The sequence below is a fragment of the Longitalea arenae genome, assembly GCF_016924755.1.
Lineage (GTDB): Bacteria > Bacteroidota > Bacteroidia > Chitinophagales > Chitinophagaceae > Niastella > Niastella arenae.
In genome coordinates, this window is the sequence record NZ_JAFFJX010000015.1 from 1 (window position 1) to 23,674 (window position 23,674).

General features: G+C 46.5%; 19 protein-coding genes. 14 read left to right on the plus strand and 5 right to left on the minus strand.

Annotated elements, in window-relative coordinates:
• The first annotated feature begins 377 nt into the window (after nucleotides 1–377).
• The 7 genes from JT717_RS22715 (at nucleotide 378) to JT717_RS22745 (ending at nucleotide 8,889) form a co-directional block, all read left to right on the plus strand.
• Nucleotides 378–1,472, plus strand: a complete 1,095-nt coding sequence (locus JT717_RS22715; RefSeq protein ID WP_205513330.1) for an ABC transporter permease — start codon at nucleotides 378–380, stop codon at nucleotides 1,470–1,472.
• A gap of 212 nt (nucleotides 1,473–1,684) precedes the next feature.
• The gene (locus JT717_RS22720) at nucleotides 1,685–2,179 is read left to right on the plus strand and encodes an SRPBCC family protein (protein ID WP_205513331.1); all 495 of its coding nucleotides are present in this window, start codon (nucleotides 1,685–1,687) and stop codon (nucleotides 2,177–2,179) included.
• A gap of 118 nt (nucleotides 2,180–2,297) precedes the next feature.
• A complete protein-coding gene (locus JT717_RS22725; RefSeq protein ID WP_205513332.1) occupies nucleotides 2,298–2,810 on the plus strand; it encodes a DUF2911 domain-containing protein in 513 nt (170 codons plus the stop codon).
• Nucleotides 2,811–3,523: 713 nt separating this feature from the next.
• The gene (locus tag JT717_RS22730; RefSeq protein WP_205513333.1) at nucleotides 3,524–6,655 is read left to right on the plus strand and encodes a SusC/RagA family TonB-linked outer membrane protein; all 3,132 of its coding nucleotides are present in this window, start codon (nucleotides 3,524–3,526) and stop codon (nucleotides 6,653–6,655) included.
• 17 nt (nucleotides 6,656–6,672) lie between these two features.
• Complete coding sequence (locus tag JT717_RS22735) at nucleotides 6,673–7,977, plus strand: RagB/SusD family nutrient uptake outer membrane protein (RefSeq protein WP_205513334.1); 1,305 nt, start codon at nucleotides 6,673–6,675, stop codon at nucleotides 7,975–7,977.
• 201 nt (nucleotides 7,978–8,178) lie between these two features.
• Nucleotides 8,179–8,445: a SemiSWEET family sugar transporter gene (locus JT717_RS22740; RefSeq protein WP_205513335.1), complete on the plus strand. Its 267-nt coding sequence runs from the start codon at nucleotides 8,179–8,181 to the stop codon at nucleotides 8,443–8,445.
• Nucleotides 8,446–8,454: 9 nt separating this feature from the next.
• A complete protein-coding gene (locus tag JT717_RS22745) occupies nucleotides 8,455–8,889 on the plus strand; it encodes a GNAT family N-acetyltransferase (protein WP_205513336.1) in 435 nt (144 codons plus the stop codon).
• On the opposite strand, the gene JT717_RS22750 is transcribed toward JT717_RS22745, so the two are convergent.
• Nucleotides 8,886–10,151 carry an adenosylmethionine--8-amino-7-oxononanoate transaminase gene (locus JT717_RS22750; protein ID WP_205513337.1) on the minus strand — a complete coding sequence of 422 codons (1,266 nt, stop codon included), beginning with the start codon at nucleotides 10,149–10,151 and terminating at the stop codon, nucleotides 8,886–8,888. The genes JT717_RS22745 and JT717_RS22750 overlap by 4 nt on opposite strands.
• Before the next feature lie 106 nt (nucleotides 10,152–10,257).
• On the opposite strand from JT717_RS22750, the gene JT717_RS22755 reads away from it, so the two are divergent.
• The 4 genes from JT717_RS22755 (at nucleotide 10,258) to JT717_RS22770 (ending at nucleotide 14,538) form a co-directional block, all read left to right on the plus strand.
• Nucleotides 10,258–10,929 carry an RNA polymerase sigma factor gene (locus tag JT717_RS22755; RefSeq protein ID WP_240348369.1) on the plus strand — a complete coding sequence of 224 codons (672 nt, stop codon included), beginning with the start codon at nucleotides 10,258–10,260 and terminating at the stop codon, nucleotides 10,927–10,929.
• Nucleotides 10,910–12,610: an outer membrane beta-barrel protein gene (locus JT717_RS22760; protein ID WP_205513338.1), complete on the plus strand. Its 1,701-nt coding sequence runs from the start codon at nucleotides 10,910–10,912 to the stop codon at nucleotides 12,608–12,610. Before JT717_RS22755 ends, JT717_RS22760 begins: the two co-directional genes overlap by 20 nt.
• Nucleotides 12,611–12,685: 75 nt before the next feature.
• Complete coding sequence (locus JT717_RS22765) at nucleotides 12,686–13,942, plus strand: LVIVD repeat-containing protein (RefSeq protein WP_205513339.1); 1,257 nt, start codon at nucleotides 12,686–12,688, stop codon at nucleotides 13,940–13,942.
• A gap of 5 nt (nucleotides 13,943–13,947) precedes the next feature.
• Nucleotides 13,948–14,538 carry a hypothetical protein gene (locus JT717_RS22770; protein WP_205513340.1) on the plus strand — a complete coding sequence of 197 codons (591 nt, stop codon included), beginning with the start codon at nucleotides 13,948–13,950 and terminating at the stop codon, nucleotides 14,536–14,538.
• 48 nt (nucleotides 14,539–14,586) lie between these two features.
• On the opposite strand, the gene queG is transcribed toward JT717_RS22770, so the two are convergent.
• Nucleotides 14,587–15,516: a tRNA epoxyqueuosine(34) reductase QueG gene (gene queG, locus JT717_RS22775; RefSeq protein WP_205513436.1), complete on the minus strand. Its 930-nt coding sequence runs from the start codon at nucleotides 15,514–15,516 to the stop codon at nucleotides 14,587–14,589.
• 51 nt (nucleotides 15,517–15,567) lie between these two features.
• Nucleotides 15,568–16,467, minus strand: a complete 900-nt coding sequence (locus JT717_RS22780) for an AraC family transcriptional regulator (RefSeq protein WP_205513341.1) — start codon at nucleotides 16,465–16,467, stop codon at nucleotides 15,568–15,570.
• A gap of 257 nt (nucleotides 16,468–16,724) precedes the next feature.
• On the opposite strand from JT717_RS22780, the gene JT717_RS22785 reads away from it, so the two are divergent.
• The 3 genes from JT717_RS22785 to JT717_RS22795 all read left to right on the plus strand — a co-directional run bounded on the left by JT717_RS22785 (nucleotide 16,725) and on the right by JT717_RS22795 (nucleotide 21,488).
• The gene (locus JT717_RS22785; RefSeq protein ID WP_205513342.1) at nucleotides 16,725–18,203 is read left to right on the plus strand and encodes a xylulokinase; all 1,479 of its coding nucleotides are present in this window, start codon (nucleotides 16,725–16,727) and stop codon (nucleotides 18,201–18,203) included.
• Between the two features lie 128 nt (nucleotides 18,204–18,331).
• Nucleotides 18,332–19,660, plus strand: a complete 1,329-nt coding sequence (xylA, locus tag JT717_RS22790; protein ID WP_205513343.1) for a xylose isomerase — start codon at nucleotides 18,332–18,334, stop codon at nucleotides 19,658–19,660.
• Nucleotides 19,661–19,862: 202 nt separating this feature from the next.
• Nucleotides 19,863–21,488 (plus strand): sodium:solute symporter, encoded by a 1,626-nt coding sequence (locus JT717_RS22795; protein ID WP_205513344.1) that lies wholly within the window; start codon nucleotides 19,863–19,865, stop codon nucleotides 21,486–21,488.
• 68 nt (nucleotides 21,489–21,556) lie between these two features.
• Here the strand turns inward: JT717_RS22795 and JT717_RS22800 are convergent, their stop codons facing one another.
• Entirely contained in the window at nucleotides 21,557–22,132 is a 576-nt protein-coding gene (locus JT717_RS22800) for a CAP domain-containing protein (protein WP_205513345.1), read from the minus strand.
• Between the two features lie 398 nt (nucleotides 22,133–22,530).
• The gene (locus JT717_RS22805; RefSeq protein ID WP_205513346.1) at nucleotides 22,531–23,583 is read right to left on the minus strand and encodes a serine hydrolase domain-containing protein; all 1,053 of its coding nucleotides are present in this window, start codon (nucleotides 23,581–23,583) and stop codon (nucleotides 22,531–22,533) included.
• Between the last annotated feature and the right edge of the window lie 91 nt (nucleotides 23,584–23,674).

Here is a 23,674-nt window from a genome sequence, read left to right on the forward strand (position 1 = left end):
ATACCTAAAAATCCTTTATTATTCTCCTTTATAGGGCTTGTAACCTGATAAAACTCAAAAAAAGGTCGTCAAACCTTTTATTATCAACCTCTCTTACAAAAAACACTATTTTTACCGGACACCAATGGTTCGCAAGTCACAGTTGGCAGTTGGCAGTTTCCGGTTCCAGGTTACAAGTAACAGGGCTCTTGGTGCAGGCCGATATATTAAATGACGGCTCTTCTAAGTGTTGGGGCCTTGTACCCTGCAACCTGTGACCTGTAACTACTTGCCCGAATTCACCGAACCAGCTATATTCCGGAATGCGGGCGTAAACCAATAGCGATTGTCGTCTCATCATTTAATAATAGCTTTGCCGCCTAATTTTTGAGCAATCTATGTCTGGTCAATATAACCAATGGACCGCCATGTGGGCGATATGCAAAGCCACTATGCGGGCCATCTTTAAAAGCCCCCAGGCCATATTCTTCAGCCTTTTCTTTCCCATTGTGCTGATCATGGTCTTTGGCGCCCTGGCGGGGGGTGGCGGAAAAGCCTATGATATTGCCTTCGACGTTAAAAGCGATACCCTGAGTCCCCTTTATTACTGGATAAAAAGCAACGCCCTGTTCGATGTACATGAGGGCAGCGAGGAAGAACTGCTCGACCGCCTGAAAAAAGGACGGATCACCGCAATGATCGACGTGCACAGGCTTCCGGAACATACATCTCCTCAATATGAGATCCGGTTAAAGACCACCTCGGCCGGCCAGCGTGAGCTGCCTGCGGTGCGGGAAGTGCTGGAAAGCATTATTGCCCGGGTCACTGCAATTGGTAATGAATACCGGGTGGCTACGATCAGAGTAGAAGAGATCCCCGGACGCCGCTACCGGATGATCGACTTTTATTTGCCCGGTATGCTGGGTTTCTCCCTTATAGGTTCGGCTGTATTTGGAGTAGCGTTCGTCTTTTTTACCCTTCGGGAAACCCTGGTATTAAAACGGATGTTTGCCACCCCGGTTAAAAAAACTTTTATCGTACTGGGCGAAAGCCTGGCGCGGGTGCTATTTCAGCTAACTACTTCCATTGTATTGATCCTATTCGGCACCTTCTTTTATCATTTTACGCTGGCGCATGGGGTTATCACCTTCCTGGAACTACTGGTGCTGAGCTTTTTGGGAATTACCGTGTTTATGGGCTTTGGCTTTATCATCAGCAGCCTGGCCAAAAACCAGCATGTGATACCGATCTATGCCAACCTGTTCATGTTTCCCCAGTACTTTTTATCAGGCACCTTTTTTCCAAAGGGGTTATTGCCCGACAGCCTGCAGGCGATCATCAATTACCTGCCCTTAACGGCGCTGAATGATGCCATGCGGAAAGTGTCATTTGAAGGAATGCACCTGCTGGGGGTAGGTAAGGAGATCACTATTCTTATTGTTTGGTGCCTGTTGGCCTATAGTGTGCTGATAAGGATCTTCAGGTGGGAGTGAAAAGGTAATTGCTGATTTCGGGATGTACGATTTCAGGATTACTTTATATGCGACCATCAGAATGAGTGTCAAAATCCCGAAATCTCAAACCCGGAAAACAAGATCCGGGTCCCGGGTTCTTACAATGTTAAAAATCCGGAATCCAGCAATCAAGAATCCCAAAATCTCAAAATCAAGAAATCCCAAAATCAAGAAATCCTAAAAATTCCCGAATGCGATTTATAAAACTGGCTATTATCAGTGCGATCATCCTGTCAATTGTCATTTATCTTTTTTCATTGATCATACCATCGCAGGTGCGGGTTTCCCGCGCCATTAATATTTCAGCGCCTAAAGACAGTTTGCGGGCCGCTCTTGCGGATCTGCGGCAATGGAAAAACTGGAATGAGCTGGTGAACAGTGCAGACCTTACCAATAAGCAATATACCGATCAGCAGTTTTCGAGCGATCAACTGACAGTCACGAAAAATGCGCTGGTGGGTGATTCTCTGCTTACCAACTGGCAGCAAAAGAATGCGCGCATGCTTTCCAGTGGGTTTGTATGGCTCGGCGAAGACGGGCAACTGGTGCTGCAATGGTATTTTGATATAAAATTGCGCTGGTACCCCTGGGAAAAATTTGGTAGCATAGTTTTTGATAAGCAATTGGGGCCGTCTATGGAGAAATCGCTGGGTAACCTGAAAAAGTTGCTGGAGGAAAATCCATAAAGGCTTATTTTTCATTTATTAAATCAGGTAGTATAAAGCGGAGCATGATAACTTGTTCTTTTTATCTGCCCGAGGAAATAACTCTCTGACATTTAAAAAACTATAAAAAACATTCCAGATGAAAAAGTTATTGCTTTTGTCAGCCATAGCATGGATTGCAATGGGCGCACAGGCTCAGGATGATAAATCAAAAAGACCAAGTCCCCCCGCCAAGGTAACAGAAACAACCAATAGCGGTACCGTTATTACTATCGACTACAGCCAGCCTTCCGTAAAAGGCCGGGAGATCGGAAAGGATATTGCGCCCTATGGCAAAGTATGGCGTACTGGTGCTAATGAAGCAACCACTTTTGAAGTAAGCAAGGATGTAAAGATTGAAGGCAAATCCCTGCCGGCTGGTAAATATGGTTTATTCACCATTCCCAATAAAGAAGAATGGGTGATCATTTTCAATAAAACACCCAACCAATGGGGCGCTTACAAATATGCGCAGGGCGATGATGCTTTACGGGTGAATGTAAAACCCACCAAAGCACCGCAGTTCACGGAGCGTATGACGTTCACCGTTGATAAAAGCGGTAAAGTAGCCTTGTTATGGGGAAATGAGCAAGTGGCTTTCAACGTACAATAGGTTTCACGTATAAAAGAGTAAAGTAAGAAAGAGCTGTCCTGAGCGTTAGCGAAGGATGGCTCTTTTATTTTTACCAGTTACCGGTTGCCAGATACCGGTTGCCGGCTATTTAAGTGATCCCTTTTTGCTTCCAAGAAAGTGTTACAGGTTTCAGGTTAGGTTTCATGCTCCCATTTACTGGCGGCATTTTACAAATTTGCAAGGCCCTGGAACCTGTAACCTGGAACAGATGACTATTGATCGGGAAAATTCAATTGCTTATGTCCAATCGCTTATGCTTTACAGCCTCAAAAAACCTTAATCTTAGCAAGTTCTGCATGGTTTAGCCGGAAAAGGAGGTATTACTAATTACTTTAATCCTAAAGCTGCATAAAGCCGCAGTGCATTGCTTTTTGTTTTGGTAATTTGCGTTTTTATGCTGAATTTGGTGTTAACTAACTGTTACGCCATGTTTTACACCTTCAGACAGGCCATTCATTTGCTGGGGCTTCGCAACCGATCAGGGAAGAAAAACCATCCCTTAAAAGCTACCGGAAATACCTACTCACATATTGATCCAACCGTCACTCCAAAATATTCAATGCCTGCCATCAGGCATTAGGATCATGCATTTTCCGGTACCCTACTGTTACTATTACCCGAAAAGTAATGTTTTATAAACCTGTCCTTAGTCCAGTTCATGGTATTTAATTATTAATTCGAAAAAAAGGATTATGACCCAAATTTCATTAACGATCAGCCGGCCAGTAAAAGCAGTTGTCTTATTACTGTTCAGCCAGCTGGTAGTGAGCCTGACCCTTGCACAGGTTCGTATCAGTGGCAAGATCACCGGAGCGGCCAGCCAACCGCTAACCGGCATTTCAGTGACGATCAGGAATACCAATTATGGAACCGCTACCGACCCATCGGGTAATTACACTTTATCGGCTCCATTAAAGCCCGGCAACTATGCGCTGGAATTTTCCGGCGTTGGATTTAAGACCACCACGCAAAATCTGCAGGTAGGCAGCGCCGAAAGTTATACCGTGAGTATTACGCTGTTCGAAGATGCGCTGGGGTTGGATGAAGTGGTAGTAACCGGTACATCGGAAGGAACCACCCGTAAACAGGTGGGTAGTTATATCAGCACCATTAAGGGCGATGCGCTTAACAAAGGAGCTACGGGTAATGTACTGGCAGCCTTGCAGGGCAAATCAGCAGGAGCGCAGATCATCCAGAACTCAGGCGACCCCGCCGGCGGCATGTCGGTAAGGCTAAGGGGGATTGGTTCGGTAAACAGCTCTTCAGAGCCCCTTTATATTGTGGATGGAGTTATCGTAAATAATGCGACCACCCGGGTTACCAATACCCAGAACGGTTATGATGGCGCCAATTTTATTGGCACTATTGGTCAGAACCGGATGGTGGATATTAACCCGGCCGATATTGACCATATAGAAGTATTGAATGGGGCTGCGGCTTCGGCTATTTATGGCTCCCGCGCCAATAATGGTGTTATCCAGATCTTTACCAAACGCGGAAGCACTGGTGCACCGGTAGTGAATTTTTCCACCGGTATTATGATGAGCGAACTGCGTAAAGAACTGGATGTAAACCAGGCGCCGGTTAAGTTTGGCGGCCCAGCCGATGGTCCGGGCGCTTTAACGCAGGACCTGATCACGGCCGTTGGAACACCCTCCGCCCTGCCTACTACTACCACGCCCGTTACACGCTACGATTACCAGGATTATATTTTCCGCACGGGTTTGGGTACCGATAACAATATTTCAGTAAGCGGCGGCAAAGACAAAACCAAGTATTATACATCCGCTTCTTACTTCTATAATGAGGGCATTGTCAAGAATACCGATTTCAGACGCTTCAGTTTCCGGGTGAACCTCGACCAGGAACTGGCCAAATGGGCAAACCTGAGTGTAGGGTTGAATTATATAAACAGCGCTGCCGATGAGAAGCCCGATGGCAATTCCTTCTTTTCACCCATGAACTCGCTTACCATCATTGGGAATTTTCACAATATCTGGGAGCGGGATGCTTTAGGGAATCTAAAGGCAGTGGGCGAACGCGGCCGCGTAAACCCTGTATCGGTAATTGAAGATTTCAAACAAAGGCAGGAAACGAACCGCCTTATTGCCAATGCGAAGTTAAAAGTAAAACCCGCCAAAGGACTGACCTTTGATTATACGATAGGCGTTGACAACTACGGGCAACGGGGTAATACTTTTATGCCCCCGTTTACCTATAACGTTAACACTGCTTTCTGGGGTGGTGGCGCAACGCTTGATCCTACATTGAATGGATATGCCAGCACCGGCGCCAATAATTTCTTCCAGATCAACCATGAATTAAACGGTACTTATCAGGCGAATCTCGGGGAAAATTGGGGCTCAACCACCCAGGTAGGTTATGCAGTACAATATGAAAAATCTCATTTGAGCATCTTACAGGGCAGGGGCATGACGCCTTTTATTGAATCGGTAAGCAGCGCCAGTACGGTATTACCGGGTACGGACACGCGTAGCGAGTTCTCGGTTTCGGGCGCTTACCTGCAACAGAATTTTAAATTCAAGAACCAGCTCTTTGTCACCGGTGCTGTGCGGGTAGATGGTTCCTCGGCATTTGGTGAAGATGAACGCAGCCAGGTGTATTTAAAAGGAAGCGGTAGCTACCTCTTATCGGAAACTGACTGGTGGAGCGGACTTGCCATTTCAAAATGGTGGAACGTGGCCAAGCTGCGGGTAGCTTATGGAGAGTCTGGTAATATGACAGGTATTGGTCCCTACGAACGTTTCAATTCTTACAGGAGCAGTACATTTTTGGGAAGAACTGCCCTCTATTCTGTCGCCCAACTGGCAAATGTGAATGTGGCGCCGGAAAAACAACAGGAACTGGAAATGGGTACTGACCTCTCTTTCTTTACGAACCGGCTGAGCTTACAGTTCAACTATTATATTAAGAAAGTGCAGGAACTGCTGATCTCGCGCAATATTGCCCCAACCAATGGCTATTCCAGCCTGCTCGACAATTTTGGCACCTTGGAGAATAAAGGGTTCGAGATCATGTTAACCGGTTCCCCGGTGCGTAATAAAGACTGGAACTGGGACATCACTGCTATCTTCAACCGTAACCGGAATAAAGCAGTAGGCATAGGGCAGGCAGCTGCCTTCAGTACCAATGCCGGAGCTCCGGTATACCTGATAGAAGGTGCGCCTGCAGGCGTGTTTTACGGAACCTTCTTCGCCAGGGATGGCGGTGGCGGCGAGGTTAAAAATGCATCTGGTTTCCCGCTAACAGAAAGAGGTACCCAGAATAGTTTCACTTCCTATACACCGCAGCGCGACAACAATGGCTTACCCAGCGGTACTGTTTTGCGGAAGATCATTGGTGATCCCAATCCCGATTACACCGGATCCCTCATCAACGAAGTGAGCTTTAAAAAATTGGGGTTGCGGGTGCAGCTTGACGCGGTGCAGGGTTATGATGTATGGAATGCCGATTTCAGGACCCGGCAGGGCGTTGGTAACGGGAAAGTAGCGGAACAGGAACACCTGGGCGAGCTGCCCCGTGGCTACATCAACAGTGTATACCAGATAGAAGAATGGCGGGTGGATGATGGTTCGTTTGTGAAACTGCGTGAGGTGAACCTGAGCTACCGTTTCGGCAAAGTGAAGTTCTTTAACGACTTAACGCTGAGTGTAAGTGGCCGTAACCTCATTTCCTGGGATGATTACAAAGGATATGATCCTGAAGTGAATGCGGGTGGACAAAGCACCCTGCTGCGGGCAATTGATTTTGGAACAGTGCCTATTCCCCGGACTTTTAGTTTTAATGTGGCCGCTAAATTCTAATACGCAAATTTGATTTTATGAAACTACATACAATAAAATATACAAGCTGTTTTGCCCTGGTTGCGGTGCTGCTGACGACTGTTGGCTGTAAAAAAGAATTTACTGATCCCAATAATGCAGCTGCCGACAGAATTACTTCCGCCGCAGGTTTAACGGGTGTGGCTATCGGCGTTCAGCGAGCTTATTCAGCCGGCAGGGCCAGCTCTTTATACAACCTGATCACCACCGATGGATTTCTCACCAGGCAGTTGAATATCATTAACCAGGGTAATACAGCCGAGTACCAGTTCTTTCTGGGCGGCGACCGGGTAGACCCTACCAATACCATGGTGTTATCGTTCTGGACCAACAGCAATAAGGTGATTTACGATGCCAATATAGTTTTGAACTATGCCCCTGAGTTGGGCGATAAGAACTATGCCAGTGGGTTAATTGCCTACGCCAGCATTTTTAAAGCGCTGGCCATCGCCAACATGTCGATGTTCTGGGAGCAGGTGCCTGATACCACGGGCGTTGGCCTACAGGCAGGTTTTGTTGCCAATACCGAAGGCTTTAACAGGGCTTTGAATGTGGTGAACAATGCGCTGGCGACCGTAAATGCCAATGCCATCAGTCCTTCCTTCCTGTCGAATATTCCGGCTGGAATCGATATCGTGAACACACTGCAGGCCCTGAGAGCCCGCTACAGTTTGTTCACCGGCAACTATGCACAGGCGTTAGCTGCGGCGAATGCCGTTGACCTCACCAAGAAGTCGACTTTGAACTTCGACCTGGTTACCCTGAACCCGATCTTTGAAACGGCAACTTCTACCAATAACGTGTACCAGCCCATTGATTCCACCATGGGTTTACCGCAATCGCTGGAACCGAATTTAGCCGATAAACGGGTGCCATTCTATATTGCTATTAATGCCACCACGGCGCCGCGATACCGCATCAGCGGGTTTGGCGCCACTTCCACCATGGCCATTCCTGTTTATTTACCCGGTGAAATGATCCTGACCAAAGCGGAAGCCTATGCCCGCCAGTCGAACCTGCCGGATGCGGTGGTGGAGTTGAATAAGGTACTTACCAAGCAGCCGGCTAACGATCCATTTGGGGTAGGCGCCGGCCTGCTGCCGTATACAGGGGCCATTACACAGGCGGCCATCCTGGAGGAGATCTATCGTCAACGGGCGATAGAACTGTATATGTCGGGTTTGCGACTGATCGACAATCGCCGGTTCAACCGCCCCGTTAGTGAGCGTAAGCGCAGTTACCTGCCTTATCCGTTCCAGGAACATGATAATAATCCCAATACGCCCACAGACCCCAGTTTTTAACATTTGTTGATCATACAGTTCGTTTAAGATTTGACCCTGCTGTTTACAGCAGGGTTTTTTTATGGATTTTGGTTGATGAATATCAAATAATGGGTGCTCACCGGTTTATTTCTCAATACATCTATATATTTGAGGGATATCAAAGTAAAATTGTTAAAGTAATTGGAGCTGTCGGAATATGATTCTGTAGTTTTGTTATCTATGGCAATTTCCACTATCGGCATGATCGCTGCCCTGCTTACCACAGCGGCTTATATTCCGCAGGCGTATAAAACCATCAGAACGAGATCAACCAAAGATCTTTCACTTGTTACTTTTTCAATGCTTTTTATTGGAACCATACTTTGGTTCATTTATGGGTTGTATATTCACGATACGCCTTTAATGTTGGCCAACGGGATCACGGCTACTTTATCGGGTATCATATTTTTTCTTAAGATAAGTTCGTCTAAAAAACGACGGAGATAAAATTATAATATGAATTTAAGAGAAGCCCTTGTAACCGATATACCGCAAATGAATGAGGTTCGTCAGGCCGTAAAAGAAAATGCGTTGTCCAATCCCGGCCTGGCATCTCAACAGGATTATGTTGATTTTTTATCAAAGCGGGGAAAAGGTTGGGTGTGTGAGATGGATAACCAGGTGGTAGGTTTTGCCATCGGCGACCTGGTACAGCATAATGTGTGGGCGCTGTTTGTGCAGCCCGAATATGAAGGACAGGGCGTTGGCCGCGAGCTGTTGATCACTTTACTCGACTGGTATTACAGTCAAACCCGCGAGACCATCTGGTTAAGTACCGCCCCTGATACCCGGGCCGCTGATTTTTACCGAAGCTTTGGTTTTGCAGAGACCGGTAAAATGCCTAATGGCGAGATCCGATTCGAGCTTTCGGCGGATGATTGGGGCGCTTAAGCCTCCAAAATACTGATTATCACTTTATACACTTTTTCCAGCTCCTGTTGTGTGATGCAATAAGGCGGCATTATGTATACGGTATTACCCAAAGGACGTAAATACACACCCTGTTCAAGCGCTTTGCGGGTGATTTCAAGGCCAATTGCATTCAAATAGCCATCAGGCCCTGATTCTATTTCAAAAGCCATGATGGTTCCCAGTGAACGCAGATTTTTAATACGCTTGGCAAACCGTATATCGGCCTTTAATTGTTGAACGAAGTTCTTATGCTGATCGGTAATTCGCTCCATATTTAACCGGCAATCCGGCTGCAGCAGGAGATCCATACTGGCCAGGGCAGCGGCGCAGGCGAGGGGATTGGCGGTAAAGGAATGCCCATGGAAAAAAGTCTTCCGCCGGTCATCGTCTACATAAGCGCTGTGGATCTTTTCGGTACAGGCAGTAACTCCCAAAGCCATGGTGCCACCGGTCAACCCTTTTGATAAGCAAATAATATCCGGTTTTTCTTCCACATATTCACTGGCGAAAAGCCGGCCGGTTCTGCCAAAGCCCGTCATTACTTCATCGGCTATACAAAGCACCCCATGGTCATGGCACTGTTTCATCAATTCGTTCAGGGCGGCTGCTTCATACATATTCATGCCTCCGGCGCCCTGTAACAATGGCTCATAGATCATGCAGGCGATCTCGTTCCAGGGAATATTATAACCGGTATTACCTTTTTGGGGCGGATCGATGAAAATCACCTCGAATAATTTGTCATGAAAGGCAATATTGAATACACCCCGCTCACTCAGGCTCATGGTGCCAAAGGTATCGCCATGGTAGCTATGGGTTAACGCCAAAACTTTATTGCGTTGGGTATTACCCCGGTTCCACCAAAATTGTAAGGCCATTTTTACGCCTACCTCAACGGCGGTAGAACCATTATCTGAATAGAAGACTTTAGCAAACTGCCCCGGCAAGATATCAAGCAGCCGTTCTGCCAGGCGAACCGCCGGTTCGTGCGTGAAACCCGCAAATATCACCTGTTCCAGGGTTTTAGCCTGTTCGTATATTTTATCGGCGATATAGCGGTTGGCATGCCCATGAATGGTGACCCACCAGCTGCTGATGGCGTCGATATAGGCTTTCCCGTTTGCATCAATAATATAAACACCTTCTCCTTTTACGACGGGAATGGGTTCCGGCATCGATTTCTGGGGCGTATAGGGGTGCCATACAACCTTTTTATCTCTTTCGGTAAGTGATGTAGCCATAAGGGGAGCAAAAATAGTTCACAGTTGGCAGTTTTCAGTTGGCAGTTTTCAATGGAAGGGGGCAAGCGCCAATTGCCAACTGCCTACTGCCTCGCCGGTAATATATATGGAAAAACACGATTTCAATAAAGCCGATAATAATTATAAAATTGCTTTTTGTATAACAGGTGCAACGGAAAGGCGTCGGGTATTGTCAACCACATTACAAGAAATGGATTATAACAGGCTGGTAAAAGATTGTTTGAAGGGGCTGCCGGAGGCCCAACGACAGCTCTACGAGCATTTTGCTGAGAGTATGTTGGGCGTGTGCTATCGTTATACCAAGTCTGTTGCCGATGCAGAGGACGTTTTGCAGGAAGGGTTTATTAAAATATTCCGCAACCTGCACCAGTTTAAATTTGAGGGAGAACTGGGCGGCTGGATCCGCCGGATCATGGTGAATACGGCTTTAAATTATCTCAAAAAGAACAGCCGGTATCAAACCGATCTATCCTTTCCTGAAACAAGCCTGCACCCGGTGTCAGATGATAACCCCGAAGTGGCACTGCAGGCAAAGGACCTGGCCGAGTTGATCCGCCAGTTACCGGCCGGCTATCAAACTGTATTCAATCTGCATGCAGTTGAAGGATTTTCTCATGTAGAAATAGGTAAAATGCTTGGAATTAATGAGGGAACTTCCCGGTCACAATATGCCCGTGCACGTGCATTATTGATCACCTGGTTAAAAAAAACGACCGTAGAATCAAAAAAGGAAACGTATGTCCGACCACGAATTTGAGAAACAGGTACATCAGAAGATGCAGGAGCTCAAGCTGCGTCCTTCTGATTCGGTATGGATGGAGGTGGAAAAAAATATCCGTCTAGGCAAACGCCGCCGCCGCTTTATGTGGTTGTGGATGGCCGCCCTTTTTGTAGGAGTAACTTCCAGCGGTTACTTCCTGTACCACTATAGCTGGCAAACCGCATCCGGAACAGAAGTTGCCGAAGCTGCTTCCATGTCTTCTTCAACCCAAAAATCTACTGAATCGACTAATTCTACTTTACCTGCTATCCATAAAAATAATACGGCAGCTCAACCTGCAACTGAGCATGTGCAAAGTTCCGGTGAGGGACAGGCAAACGCTTCCTCACCGCAAACCGGCAGCACCCAACCCGCTACGCAAGATCCGGTAACTGCGCCGCAAGCTGGCGAACAAAGCAGTACGCCGAATGAAATACCACCGTCGCCTGCCATCATCGCCGACAGAAGGGTTGCTGCTGCACCACTTATCACTAGTCCCAATTTTACCACTAGCCAGAATAATAAGAACAGCATTGAAAAACCCCGGTACAGAAAAAAGAAAGGGACCGGTACAACTTCTAAACAACAGCATAAACCGGTTCAACAGGAATTGATCACATTTAATGATGTTGAACAATCACCGGAAGCAGAAGCACCTGTTTTGAATAATTCACTACCTGCATTGGTTGAAGGACCTTACAATTCAATTGCTACCAATAAAGCGGCGCCAGCACCTTTTGGCAGCCGGTTCACCACTTTGCCGACGCCCGATTCATTGAGCAGCAGCAAGGCCAATACAGTATCTATTCCGCGGAGGAAAAGCTCTTTATGGCATTGGGGTATCGTTGCAGATGCCGGGTATTCGCGTATTTCTGAAAGTAAATTGTTTCAGTTGAGGGGATTACTTGGCCAGGACAAATACTTAGCCGAAGATCTGTCGGCCCGAAGCGCAGCCAGCGTAAATCCGTCCAACGCTTCTCCCAACTCCCTGATCAACGTTACGGCCAATACGATGGCGGTGAGAAAAGCATCGGCCATTCAACCCGATCTTGCGTTTTCAGCGGGTGTGTTTGTGCAACGTACTTTATCGCCGCGGCTTAAAATATCGCTCGGACTGGAATATGCATTTATAAGCGTAAATACCCAGGTAGGCAAAAGGTTCGATTCGGCCATTGACGTTAACATTGGCACGAGTAACCTGAAAGTGGTTCCTCACTATTATGACAGCCCGGGTTATATAGATACGATGCGCGGGGGGGCATCTGCAAATTACCAGAGCCAGGACCGGAACAGAGTGTTTTACAGTCAGAAACAACGGTATAAATTTCATTACATTGAAATTCCCTTGCTGTTGAACTGGCAAATAAATAAAGGAAGAAGATTACCACCTATTGCCTTTGAAGGCGGCGTTTCTATAGGCCACCTCATTTCTGCACAAGCCTTACATTTTGAAGGTGTAAAGGGCGTGTACTACGAAGACAACAGTTTGTTGAACAAAACCCAGTTCAATTTTGTGACCGGCCTGAATGTTGGTCTGTTCCAACAGAGCAAACATCCTGTTTGGATTGGGCCTAACCTGCGATATGCACTCAAGGGCCTGGTTAATAAAGAAGTATCTGCCGGACAATACCTCTGGTCTACCGGACTTAGCGTTAAAATGATGCTGGGAAGATTGTAAAAGCGGTCCTGTAAAAATTTCAGGTTATTGCAACGCTTGTTTCATGCAGTTTGTCAGTTATGAAAAGCTAAACTTATGAAACGGCATCCTAAACTGCTTTTACAGTTAATGGTGACTGTAATACTCATCACCTTTTTTTCTAACTGCGATAAAGAGAAAGCCACCCGCACCTATACATGGTATGAACCGGTTTATAAAACACTGACTGAAGTACGGGCCGAAATGAAAAGTGGTCCGGCACATGCTCTTAAGAATCCCGGTAAGATCTACATGTATGGAAAATACATATTTCTGAATGAGCAGAATGAAGGTATTCATATCATTGATAACAGTCAGCCCACAGCGCCCAGAAGAATTTCGTTTATTCCCATCCCCGGCAATGTTGACCTGGCGGTGAACGGAACTACTTTATATGCCGATGCATATAGCGACCTGGTAACATTCGATATCAGCAATCCGCAGGCTGTAGTGGCCAAAAAATTTACGACCGATGCCTTTCCCAATCGGATACCTTATTACAGGAATTATAACACCAGGAATCCTGATTCCATTAAAGTTCCCGTAAGTTGGATCAGGCATGATACAACGCTTCCTGTAGACCGTTATCCGGGTGGCATTATCGGGCTGGACTATTTCTCGAGCACCGGCGGCCTTGCAAGTGCTGCCACCGGCAAAAGCGGCATTGGCGGATCGATGGCCCGCTTTACCTTGTTGAATAATTACCTGTATACGGTAACTGAACGCGAGTTGTATGCGTTCGATGTTTCTGCCCCACAGGATCCGCAGTTCGTTAAAAAGTCATATATAGATAACCAGACCATCGAAACCATCTATCCGTTCAAGAATAAATTATTCATTGGCTCTACGCAAGGTATGTTCATCTATGATGTATCAACGCCGGGCAATCCGATTAAACAGGCGCAGTTCACCCATGCCCGCAGTTGTGACCCCGTGATCGCCGATGACAATACCGCTTATGTTACCCTGCGTTCGGGTACCTTTTGTGGCGGCAACATAAACCAGTTGGAAGCCATCGATATCACGGATGTTTTTAAGCCTACATTGATCAAGACCTATAGTCTAACCAATCCTTTCGGGTTAGGGAAAGAAGGGAATATATTGTTCATCTGTGATGGCAAGGCCGGCGTTAAAGTGTACAATGCTGCTGAACCGGCCAACCTGAAACTGATAAAGGAGATCAGTGGTATGGAAACCTATGATGTAATTGCCTGGAATAAAAAAGCGCTGGTGGTGGCGAAAGATGGTTTATATCAGTTTGATTATTCCAATGTAAATCACATCCGCTTACTCAGTAAAATAAGCCTGAATTAACTGATATGCGCATAAAGATCTTTCTATTAGTTGTTCTCACTGGGTATGTTCTCATAACCAGTGCACAGGAAGCAAAACAGGAACGGCCTGCCAGTAAAGGCTGTTCCTGTTCCTTCAGTTCAATAAACCAGGCAGGCGTACTACATGGCGGCCGGGGCGAGTATTTTCAACTTCAGACGGTTAATGGTATACGGTATAAAACCTGGTTTGCTGGTATAGGGGTGGGGCTTGATCACTATTACCGCCTGGGATTCCCGGTATTTTTAGACCTGAGGAAGTATGTATTCGATAGACCATCGACCCCCTTCCTGTATGTGGATGGTGGCCTTCATTTCGTTGAGCAAAAAAAACAGCAGCTGAGTCAATGGTATCATAACAGGTACACCAATGGGTGGTATGCGGATGCCGGTATTGGTTATAAGTTTGGTTTTCAGGGCAAAGGTCATTGGGTGGTAAGCACCGGTTATAGCTATAAAAATATAAACCGCTATTATGAATACAGCCCAGCTTGTCCTGCCAGCCGTTGTTATGAATCGTTTGAAACCTACAAAAGCTATTTGCACCGGTTATCTGTGAAGATCGGCGTGCAGTTATAAGGTCTGCCGCACTTACTTAATCGGATGTACAAGAAGTGCGGCACAGCTTCAACCTTTCAAAAATCTTACGTTTCGTTGTATGCCCTGGAATTTGGCGCGTTTTAGTGGGGAATGACGGAAGATCTTTTTGAATGCTTCTTCTGTCAGTGATTCCCATTCTTTGGTAGTGAAGTTGAGGATCTCGGGTATTGGCGTAAAACCCGTTTCACGGGTAGGCTGGGCGAAGCGGTTCCAGGGACAAACATCCTGGCATACATCACAGCCAAACATCCAGTCGGCGAACTGGCCTTTTTTATCGTCAGGCAGTAAAAGATCTTTTAATTCTATCGTATAATAAGAAATGCACTGGCTGCCATTGATCACTTTGCCTTCCGAAATAGCACCGGTAGGGCAGGCATCGATACAGCGGCGGCAACTCCCGCAATAATCTTTGGCAATGGGATCGTCGTATTCCAGCTCAAGATCAACGATGAGGGTGGCAATAAAAAAGAAAGAACCCTGTTGTTTGGTGATCAGGTTACCGTTCTTGCCGATCCAGCCCAGGCCGCTGCGCTGGGCCCAGCTTCTTTCGAGTACCGGTGCTGAATCCACAAAACCTCTTCCCTGTACTTCCCCGATATGTTCATTGATAAGCGCCAGCAGGGTATGCAGCTTTTTTTTGATCACTTCGTGGTAATCTGCTCCATAGGCATATTTTGAAATACGGGGTGTGCCGCTTGTTTGTTGTTGCTGCGGAAAGTAGTTCAGCAATACAGTGATCACCGATTGGGCGCCCGGCACCAGTTTGGTGGGGTCGATGCGCAGGTCGAAATAATTTTCCATATACTGCATGTTGCCATGCAGGCCTTGTTGCAGCCATTGCTCGAGCCGCCGGGCATCCTCTTCCAGGCGCTGTGCCCGGGCTATGCCGCAAAAGTCGAAACCCAGTTCACGAACGAAGGACTTAATTTGTTCGGTATGTTTAAGTTTGTGGTTTATTGTTTATAGTTTATGTTGTTATTGTCGCCTTCGGCGTTTTTCGTTCAGCATTTAGCTTTCCGCATTCAGTATTCTGAATTCATCCTGTAAATAATCTTCCTGCTCCTGGATGCGGAACTTTTTACGGAAACCAGATGGGGTAAGCTGTTTCAGCTTTAAGAACTGTTTGTTGAAATTAGCCAGGGTATTAAAACCACTTTCAATACTGATCTCCAGTACAGTCTTTTGGGTATCGATCAACAGCTTACAGGCATGCCCAATGCGTACTTCATTTAAGAAATCGACATAGGTCTTCTTGGTGCATTTTTTAAAGTAACTGCAAAAGGCCGGAATGCTCATACCGGCGGTAGCCGCTACATCACAAAGGGCGATCGGTTCCTGGAAATTATCAATGGTGAATTGGAAGATCCGGTCGATGCGGTCCTTATTTTTTGCCTGAAAGGTCTTCACTTCCTGGGTAGAGACCGTTTCATATTCATGAGCGGCGGCTATGGCCTGCAGGCATTCGCAGAGCCGGATGATGCGGGCGAAGCCTTCCAGGTATTCCAGCTCAATTAATAAGGGTCTCAGTTGCTGCCGGGTGGCGCCTTTTATCTTCAGGCCCTGCATGGCCGCGGCGAATAATTTCTGAATGCTTTTGCTTTCGGGCAAATGCATAAAATCCGGTCCCCAGAAATCGTCGGTGAACTGCACCACCACAGCAGCCGTGATAAGGTCTTTATGGGCTTTTTGAAAGGTATGCGGCAGGTTGCTGCCCAGGAAAAAAACATCATCGGTCTTGAATTCGCCAATATAATTCCCGATAAAGGCGGTGCCTTCGCCTTCAATGAACAGGATCAGCTCGTATTCAATATGCTGGTGCCAGGGCACTTCAAAATGCGGCGTACGATAGGTGCGCGCTACAAATGAGGTGTTCTGGGAAAGCGGTAATTTTTCAACTAAAGGTTTCATGCCTTAGCCCCTCCGTTACACTATTTTAAGCAAAAATAAACATATTGTATATCAGTTATATTAAAATAGTTTATGTTTTCGAAAATAAAGTGGAAGGCTAATTTATTATTATCTAATAATTTCGATTCTTCGATAAAGGTTTTTGGTTAACAGGGCAGCAGGTGTAGGGCGTAGAATCAGAACTATCTCGAGCTTGCTGCCTTTTATGGATCCTGCAATTATTTTTCTCACATAGAAATCAGAAATTAAGCTGCCATATGTTATTGCTTGGAATTGATGTAGGCACATCCTCTATCAAAGTTTCTGTTGTAGATGCCCAAACACAAACCGTAAAAGCATCTGCTCAATATCCCGAAACAGAGTCTCCTATTATATCACCGCAACCTGGCTGGGCCGAGCAATCGCCCGACATGTGGTGGGAACACGTGCAACTGGCTATTAAAAAAGCACATGCAAGCCAGGCGTATAATCCCGCTGATATTGGCGCCATTGGTATTTCTTACCAGATGCATGGGCTGGTTATGGTTGATGCTGACCAGAAAGCTTTGCGCAATTCCATTATCTGGTGCGATAGCCGCGCTGTTGAAATAGGCGATAAAGCTTTTGAAGCCATTGGTAAGGAAAAGAGCCTGTCACATCTGCTGAACTCGCCCGGTAATTTTACCGCTTCGAAACTGGCCTGGGTAAAGGAAGCTGAACCGGCTACCTATAATAAAGCCGTTAAGATCATGCTGCCCGGTGATTTTATTGCCATGAAAATGACAGGAAACATCACTACCAGCATTTCTGCGTTATCGGAAGGTATCTTCTGGGATTTCAGGAACGACAGTATCAGTAAAGATGTAATGGATCAATTTGCATTTGACGGCAAGCTGATACCCGAGGTGCAAAATGTATTTTCCGATCATGGCCGCTTAACGGAAAGTATTGCGGCTGTTTTATCCTTACAGCCGGGAATTCCCGTTACCTATAAAGCCGGTGATCAGCCCAATAATGCATTGTCGTTAAATGTGCTGGAGCCCGGTGAAGTGGCAGCAACGGCGGGTACATCAGGTGTTATTTACGGAGTGAGCGATGAGCTTACCTATGATCCTGAATCGCGCGTGAACACCTTTGCGCACGTTAATTACACCAATGAAAAGAAGCGACTGGGTGTATTGTTATGTATAAACGGCACGGGTATATTGAACCGCTGGGTTAAAAATATCTTCACGCCGGCTATCAGTTATTCGCAAATGAACAATGAAGCGTCGAAAGTGCCTGTAGGCGCCGATGGCCTGCGGGTATTGCCCTTTGGCAATGGTGCAGAACGTATGCTGAAAAACCAGATCATCGGCGTACACTTCCATCATATTGACCTGAACCTGCATTCGCAGGCCCATTTATTCCGCGCTGCCCAGGAGGGCATTGCCTGTGCATTCCGGTATGGACTGGACATTATGCGGGAGAACGGTATGAACCCCCAGGTGATCAGGGCCGGAAAAGCCAATCTCTTCCTGAGCGATCTTTTTATAGAAGCATTTGTAAATACCACGCATGTACCGGTTGAATTATACAACTGCGATGGCAGTGTAGGGGCAGCTATCGGCGCTGGTATTGGCGCCGGCGTATATAAAACACCGAAAGAAGCATTCACCCAGGTAAAGCCCCTGACGGTCATTGAGCCTACAAAGAAGAACGAGTATAAAGCGGTTTATGAGGAATGGAAGGAACTCTTAGACAATGTGCTAATGTGATAGACCTGACTGAAGCCGGGACGAGTTCGGCTAAATAAAATGAACGCAGGCACAACTTGTAAAATGTTTATTACACCCTAAGCGTTCAGCGTTCTGCAAAAAAAATCAAGTAAATAACTATAACGCATATGAAAATCATAACAGGAGAAAAAGAATACTTCAAAGGTATTGGTTCCATCAAATACGAAGGTGTGGAAAGCGACAATCCACTGGCCTTTAAATGGTATGATGAAAATAAGGTAATAGCCGGCAAAACGATGAAAGAACATTTACGGTTTGCAGTGTGTTACTGGCATACCTTCTGTAACACCGGCGCCGATCCTTTTGGTCCAGGCACAAAACATTTTCCCTGGGATGCAGCCGGCGATGCCAACCAACGTGCGAAAGACAAAATGGATGCAGCCTTTGAATTCATTACCAAACTGGGCGTTCCCTACTATTGCTTTCACGATATTGACCTGGTTGATGAAGGGGCTAACTTAAAAGAATATGAAAGCCGCCTGCAAAATATTGTGGACTATGCCAAACAAAAACAACAGGCAAGCGGCGTGAAATTATTGTGGGGTACAGCCAACGTGTTTTCAAATCCCCGTTATATGAATGGAGCTTCCACCAACCCTGACTTTGCTGCCGTGGCTTATGCCGGTACACAGGTAAAAAATGCATTGGATGCTACCATTGCGCTGGGCGGTGAAAATTATGTCTTCTGGGGTGGCCGGGAAGGTTATATGAGCCTGCTGAACACCAATATGAAACGGGAGCTCGATCACCTGGGCCGTTTCCTCACGATGGCGCGCGACTATGCCCGCAAACAGGGATTCAAGGGCGTATTCTTCATTGAACCCAAACCCTGCGAGCCTACCAAACACCAATACGATTTTGACTGCGCTACCGTGATCGGTTTTCTGCGTCATTACGGGCTTGATAAAGACTTTAAAATAAATATTGAGGTAAACCACGCTACCCTGGCCGGACATACCTTCCAGCACGAATTACAGGTAGCTGCCGATGCCGGCATGCTGGGAAGCATCGATGCCAACAGGGGCGATGATCAGAATGGCTGGGATACCGACCAGTTCCCCATTGACCTGAATGAATTAGTAGAAAGCATGCTCATCATCCTGGAAGCCGGTGGCTTTGCGGGAGGCGGGGTAAACTTCGACGCGAAAACGCGCCGTAATTCTACTGACCTGGAGGATATCTTTATTGCACATATCGGTGGTATGGATGCATTTGCCCGCGCGCTGACGATCGCTGACCGGGTATTGCAGAAATCGCCTTACCTGAAATTCCGTAAAGACCGCTATGCTTCATTCGACAGTGGTAAAGGAAAAGAGTTTGAGACCGGCGCCCTGAAGCTGGAAGACCTGCGCGAGTACGCCCTGTCAAACGGCGAGCCCAAACAGATCAGCGGTAAACAGGAGTGGCTGGAGAACATCATCAATCAATACATTTAGGATCTTCGGATGTTGCGATCTCGGGATATTGGGATTCCGGGATCTATGGATTTTGGGTTTTGAGATTTGTCCGGGTGTTCAAACATCAACAAATCTCAAAATCTTAAATCCCGAGATCAGAAATCCCCGCCTGGTTTACTAACACATGCCATATTCACAAGGAAACCGGGTATAACGATTGTAAAAACAAAACGCTTGCCATATGCAATTTCTTGGTCCAATCGATTGGCTCTTCATAGGCCTGTACATGGCTGTGATTGCAGCGATCTCCATTTGGTCAATCAAAAAAGCAAAAGACTCTCCGTCTGATTATTTTCTGGCTAACCGTAACCTGGGCTGGTTTGTGATAGGCGCCTCTATACTGGCTTCCAACGTAGGTTCTGAACATATCGTGGGTTTGGCCGGAACTGCCGCCAACAGTGGGGTGGTGATGGGGCATTACGAATTGCACTCCTGGATCATCCTTACGCTGGGTTGGGTATTTGTACCCTTTTATATGCGAAGTATGGTGTACACCATGCCTGAGTTCCTGGAAAGACGGTTTAATGCCAAAGCAAGATGGCTCTTGTCGATCATTCAGCTGATCAGTTATGTGATCGCCAAAGCGGCGGTAACCATCTATGCAGGCGCATTGGTATTTAATTCGCTGCTGGGGGTCGACTTCTGGACGGGCGCCATCATCCTGGTGGTGGTTACCGGGGTATATACCATTTTTGGTGGATTGCATGCTGTAATGTATACCGAAGCCATACAGGCCATTGTTTTATTATTGGGTTCGGCAGTGCTATTGTTTATGGGACTGGATAAAGTGGGCGGCTGGAATGCGCTGATGAGTGCGCTGCCTAAAGGAAAAGTAAATATGTTCCCGCCGTTATCAGACCCTGATTTCCCCTGGGCCGGAATTTTGTTTGCCTCGCCGATTGTGGGTATCTGGTACTGGTGTACCGACCAGCATATTGTGCAACGTTGCCTGGCGGCGCGCAACGAAAAGGAAGCCAGACGCGGAACCATTTTCGCTGCTTATTTAAAGCTGCTTCCTTTCTTTATCTTCATGATCCCGGGATTGATCGCCTATGTGTTACATCAGCAGGGCAAGTTAAACATGTCAGATACAGACACTGCCTTTCCAACCCTGGTAAAGGCGCTTATGCCGGTAGGGCTGAGAGGACTGCTGGCGGGTGGCTTGCTGGCTGCCTTAATGAGCTCGCTGGCTTCGGTATATAATGCCTGCTCAACTTTATTTACCATGGATATTTATCAGAAAATGAAACCACATGCCAGCAGCCACGAGTTGGTGCGGGTTGGCCGGATTGCAACCGGTATTGTGGTGCTGCTGGGTATGATCTGGATCCCGTTGATGAAGAACATTTCAAAAGGATTGTATGGGTACCTGCAAAGCGTACAATCGTACCTGGCGCCGCCTATTGCAGCTGCCTTCCTGTTGGGCGTTTTTTCAAAACGCATTAATGCAAGAGGAGCATATACTGCTATGGTAGCAGGATTTATCATTGGTATTTTGAAGCTGGTGTTCGAACTGATGAAAGGAAGCCTCTCGGGCATTCTGTACGATTTCGCCACCATGAACTTTTTATACTTCTGTATCGCCTTGTTTGCGTTTTCAGTGGTATTGATGATCGCTGTAAGTCTGGCTTCACCGCCACCCAATGAAAAGCAGATAAAAGGATTGACCTTTGCTACTACAGTGGCAGAAGACAAAGCCGCTTCAAGAGCAAGCTGGAATCAGAAGGATGTAATATTAACGCTGATCGTGTTGTTGTTTATCATTGCCGCCTTTATGTACTTCTCGCCCATGGGAATAGCAAAATAGGTAGCCTGGCTATACATTATGAGTGCCATCCTGATAATATCGGGGTGGCATTTATTATATATGATGTTCTACCAGTTGTGTTTGGCTATAATGATACAGATATAGGATTGATATTTACCACCGTCGCATTTGACAAAGCCGATGCCCACATCTTTAAGGGTAGCATCCCATTTGCCGATGCCCAGCAAATGATCGCGGTGGCCTTTGCCAGGGTCTTCTGCATCGATGATCAGGGATTTTATGGCCTCTACACCCGAATCGTGCCCGGAGCCAATGGATTCAAAAAAATTCTCTTTTTTATCTTTCAGCCAGTCGGCATTGAGCGTATAACCACTTTGGTGAATGAAATAATTAATGCCGTAACCCTCGGGATTAACATGGTCGAAATAATTGCGTTTGGCCATATCCATGGCCTTGGCTTCCGCTACCCTGGCCAGCGTGTCGTTCCAGCGCAAGGGCGTTTTGGTGACAGGCAATTTTGCATCGAGGTGTAATTCCCTGTAATATTTTGCCGGGTTGTTTCGAATAGCGTTCAATAATTGAAAAGCCTGTTGAGCTTCCTCTTTAACGATAAAGGGGTTGTTATTGTAAAGAAAGGATAATAATAACATCACAACTGGCACCATATAAGAGATTGCTTTCATAAGAGTACGGTCTGGTTCGGAAATATAGCTGATTAATTAAATATAAGCATATCCGGCCGGTTTTGCAAGCGCCCGGAATGCGGAATTACATGGATTTAACAATACAGGTAGTTAAGAGTGCGGGGATGGTGAATGGTCACAGGGGCGCGCAGAAGCAGTTATCACATCGTCACATTATCAATGATCACATTGTTTATTACTAGTTGTATTAAGTGGTTTTGTGTATTTGCCATTTTTGTAATCTCAGCTACTCCTCCAGGTTACCAAGAGTGATTATTTTTCCGCCCCAAAGCAGTATAATAAACTGAACTCCTCATAACCGAATTACGACTGATGATGAACACCTGGGTGTTCCGGAAACCGGAATGCCCTTTTTTAATTAGCTAATGTGATCATGACTATTTACAGCCACCACCAACCACGCCATCAACAGCGTTCTTAAATTGCATTACAAGCTCTTTCTTCTGTTCTCCTAACAACGATTTCACAAAAACGATAGCGGCATAGTTGCGGCATTTATCAATATAAGGCCAGGTGCCGAATAAACCAGGGCTGCTTACTACTGTGCTATTGCCATTGGCATCCTCTTCCTGGATCCATTCGCCTAATCCATAGTGATAACCTTCGGCCACCTTGGGCGTATATTTTACAGGCAGGTTGGTGAACTGGGGTTTCTGCATTTCTTCTATGGCTTTTTCACTCAGGATCCTTTTGCCTTCAAACATTCCCTTGTTCAGGATCATGGATAAAAAGTTCATGTAGTCATTCGCGGTACTGCGGGCGCCACCGGAGGGATTGGGTGCATAACCGTTCTCATTCATGAACGATGTGGCCCTCATTTTCAGCGGACGTAATAGCTTTTCCTGTATAAGGCGGTCGAATGGTTTCTTGGCGATCACCTCCAAGACCCGGCCGGCGACGTTGAGCCCAATGGTCCCATAATGGAACTCCGTTCCTGCATTGTTTGAGATCTCTTTGGCCGCAAAGGCGTTCACTTCTTCTTCGAGGTTCATGTATTTGCTGCGTTGCATGATCTTCAATAAACTGCCTTTATCGTTCTCAATACCGGTAGTATGCGCCAGGCACTGCCGGATGGTTACATAACTCTTCATGTATTTATCAAATACGGGCAGGTACTTACTTACGGGCGCATCCAGGTCAAGCTTGCCCTCATCGACAAAGATCATTACCAGCGCAGCGGTCAGCCATTTACTGGCGCTGGCGATAGGAGCCGGGGTTTTGGCATTGAACTCACCCAGTTCTTTGGTGTAAATGAGCTTGCCATCTTTATATACCAGGGCAACAAGGTCGTTACCCAACAATTTCTGATTCTTTTTCAGCAGCGCATCAACCTGGCTGAAATCGGATTGGGCGATAGAAAACTGAAAGATTAACAGGAATAGGGTTAAAAGACTGCAACTGAGGCAGATGGATTTAGTTTTTAGTGACATAAATGCATAAATTTTTGGCCTGGATTGTGATTTGCAGGTAATGTACAGCATAATTGAATATGATGGCCCCGGTAAAAAACCGGATCGTTGA

Bases quoted from the DNA above. Each gene is read 5' to 3' on its own strand.
- JT717_RS22780 (WP_205513341.1), bottom strand. From the start codon at position 16,467: ATGAAACCTTTAGTTGAAAAATTACCGCTTTCCCAGAACACCTCATTT.
- JT717_RS22750 (WP_205513337.1), bottom strand. From the start codon at position 10,151: ATGGCTACATCACTTACCGAAAGAGATAAAAAGGTTGTATGGCACCCC.
- JT717_RS22725 (WP_205513332.1), top strand. From the start codon at position 2,298: ATGAAAAAGTTATTGCTTTTGTCAGCCATAGCATGGATTGCAATGGGC.
- JT717_RS22735 (WP_205513334.1), top strand. From the start codon at position 6,673: ATGAAACTACATACAATAAAATATACAAGCTGTTTTGCCCTGGTTGCG.
- JT717_RS22805 (WP_205513346.1), bottom strand. From the start codon at position 23,583: ATGTCACTAAAAACTAAATCCATCTGCCTCAGTTGCAGTCTTTTAACC.
- JT717_RS22765 (WP_205513339.1), top strand. From the start codon at position 12,686: ATGAAACGGCATCCTAAACTGCTTTTACAGTTAATGGTGACTGTAATA.
- JT717_RS22715 (WP_205513330.1), top strand. From the start codon at position 378: ATGTCTGGTCAATATAACCAATGGACCGCCATGTGGGCGATATGCAAA.
- JT717_RS22745 (WP_205513336.1), top strand. From the start codon at position 8,455: ATGAATTTAAGAGAAGCCCTTGTAACCGATATACCGCAAATGAATGAG.
- JT717_RS22755 (WP_240348369.1), top strand. From the start codon at position 10,258: ATGGAAAAACACGATTTCAATAAAGCCGATAATAATTATAAAATTGCT.
- xylA (WP_205513343.1), top strand. From the start codon at position 18,332: ATGAAAATCATAACAGGAGAAAAAGAATACTTCAAAGGTATTGGTTCC.
- JT717_RS22760 (WP_205513338.1), top strand. From the start codon at position 10,910: ATGTCCGACCACGAATTTGAGAAACAGGTACATCAGAAGATGCAGGAG.
- JT717_RS22770 (WP_205513340.1), top strand. From the start codon at position 13,948: ATGCGCATAAAGATCTTTCTATTAGTTGTTCTCACTGGGTATGTTCTC.
- JT717_RS22785 (WP_205513342.1), top strand. From the start codon at position 16,725: ATGTTATTGCTTGGAATTGATGTAGGCACATCCTCTATCAAAGTTTCT.
- JT717_RS22800 (WP_205513345.1), bottom strand. From the start codon at position 22,132: ATGAAAGCAATCTCTTATATGGTGCCAGTTGTGATGTTATTATTATCC.
- JT717_RS22740 (WP_205513335.1), top strand. From the start codon at position 8,179: ATGGCAATTTCCACTATCGGCATGATCGCTGCCCTGCTTACCACAGCG.
- JT717_RS22720 (WP_205513331.1), top strand. From the start codon at position 1,685: ATGCGATTTATAAAACTGGCTATTATCAGTGCGATCATCCTGTCAATT.
- JT717_RS22795 (WP_205513344.1), top strand. From the start codon at position 19,863: ATGCAATTTCTTGGTCCAATCGATTGGCTCTTCATAGGCCTGTACATG.
- JT717_RS22730 (WP_205513333.1), top strand. From the start codon at position 3,524: ATGACCCAAATTTCATTAACGATCAGCCGGCCAGTAAAAGCAGTTGTC.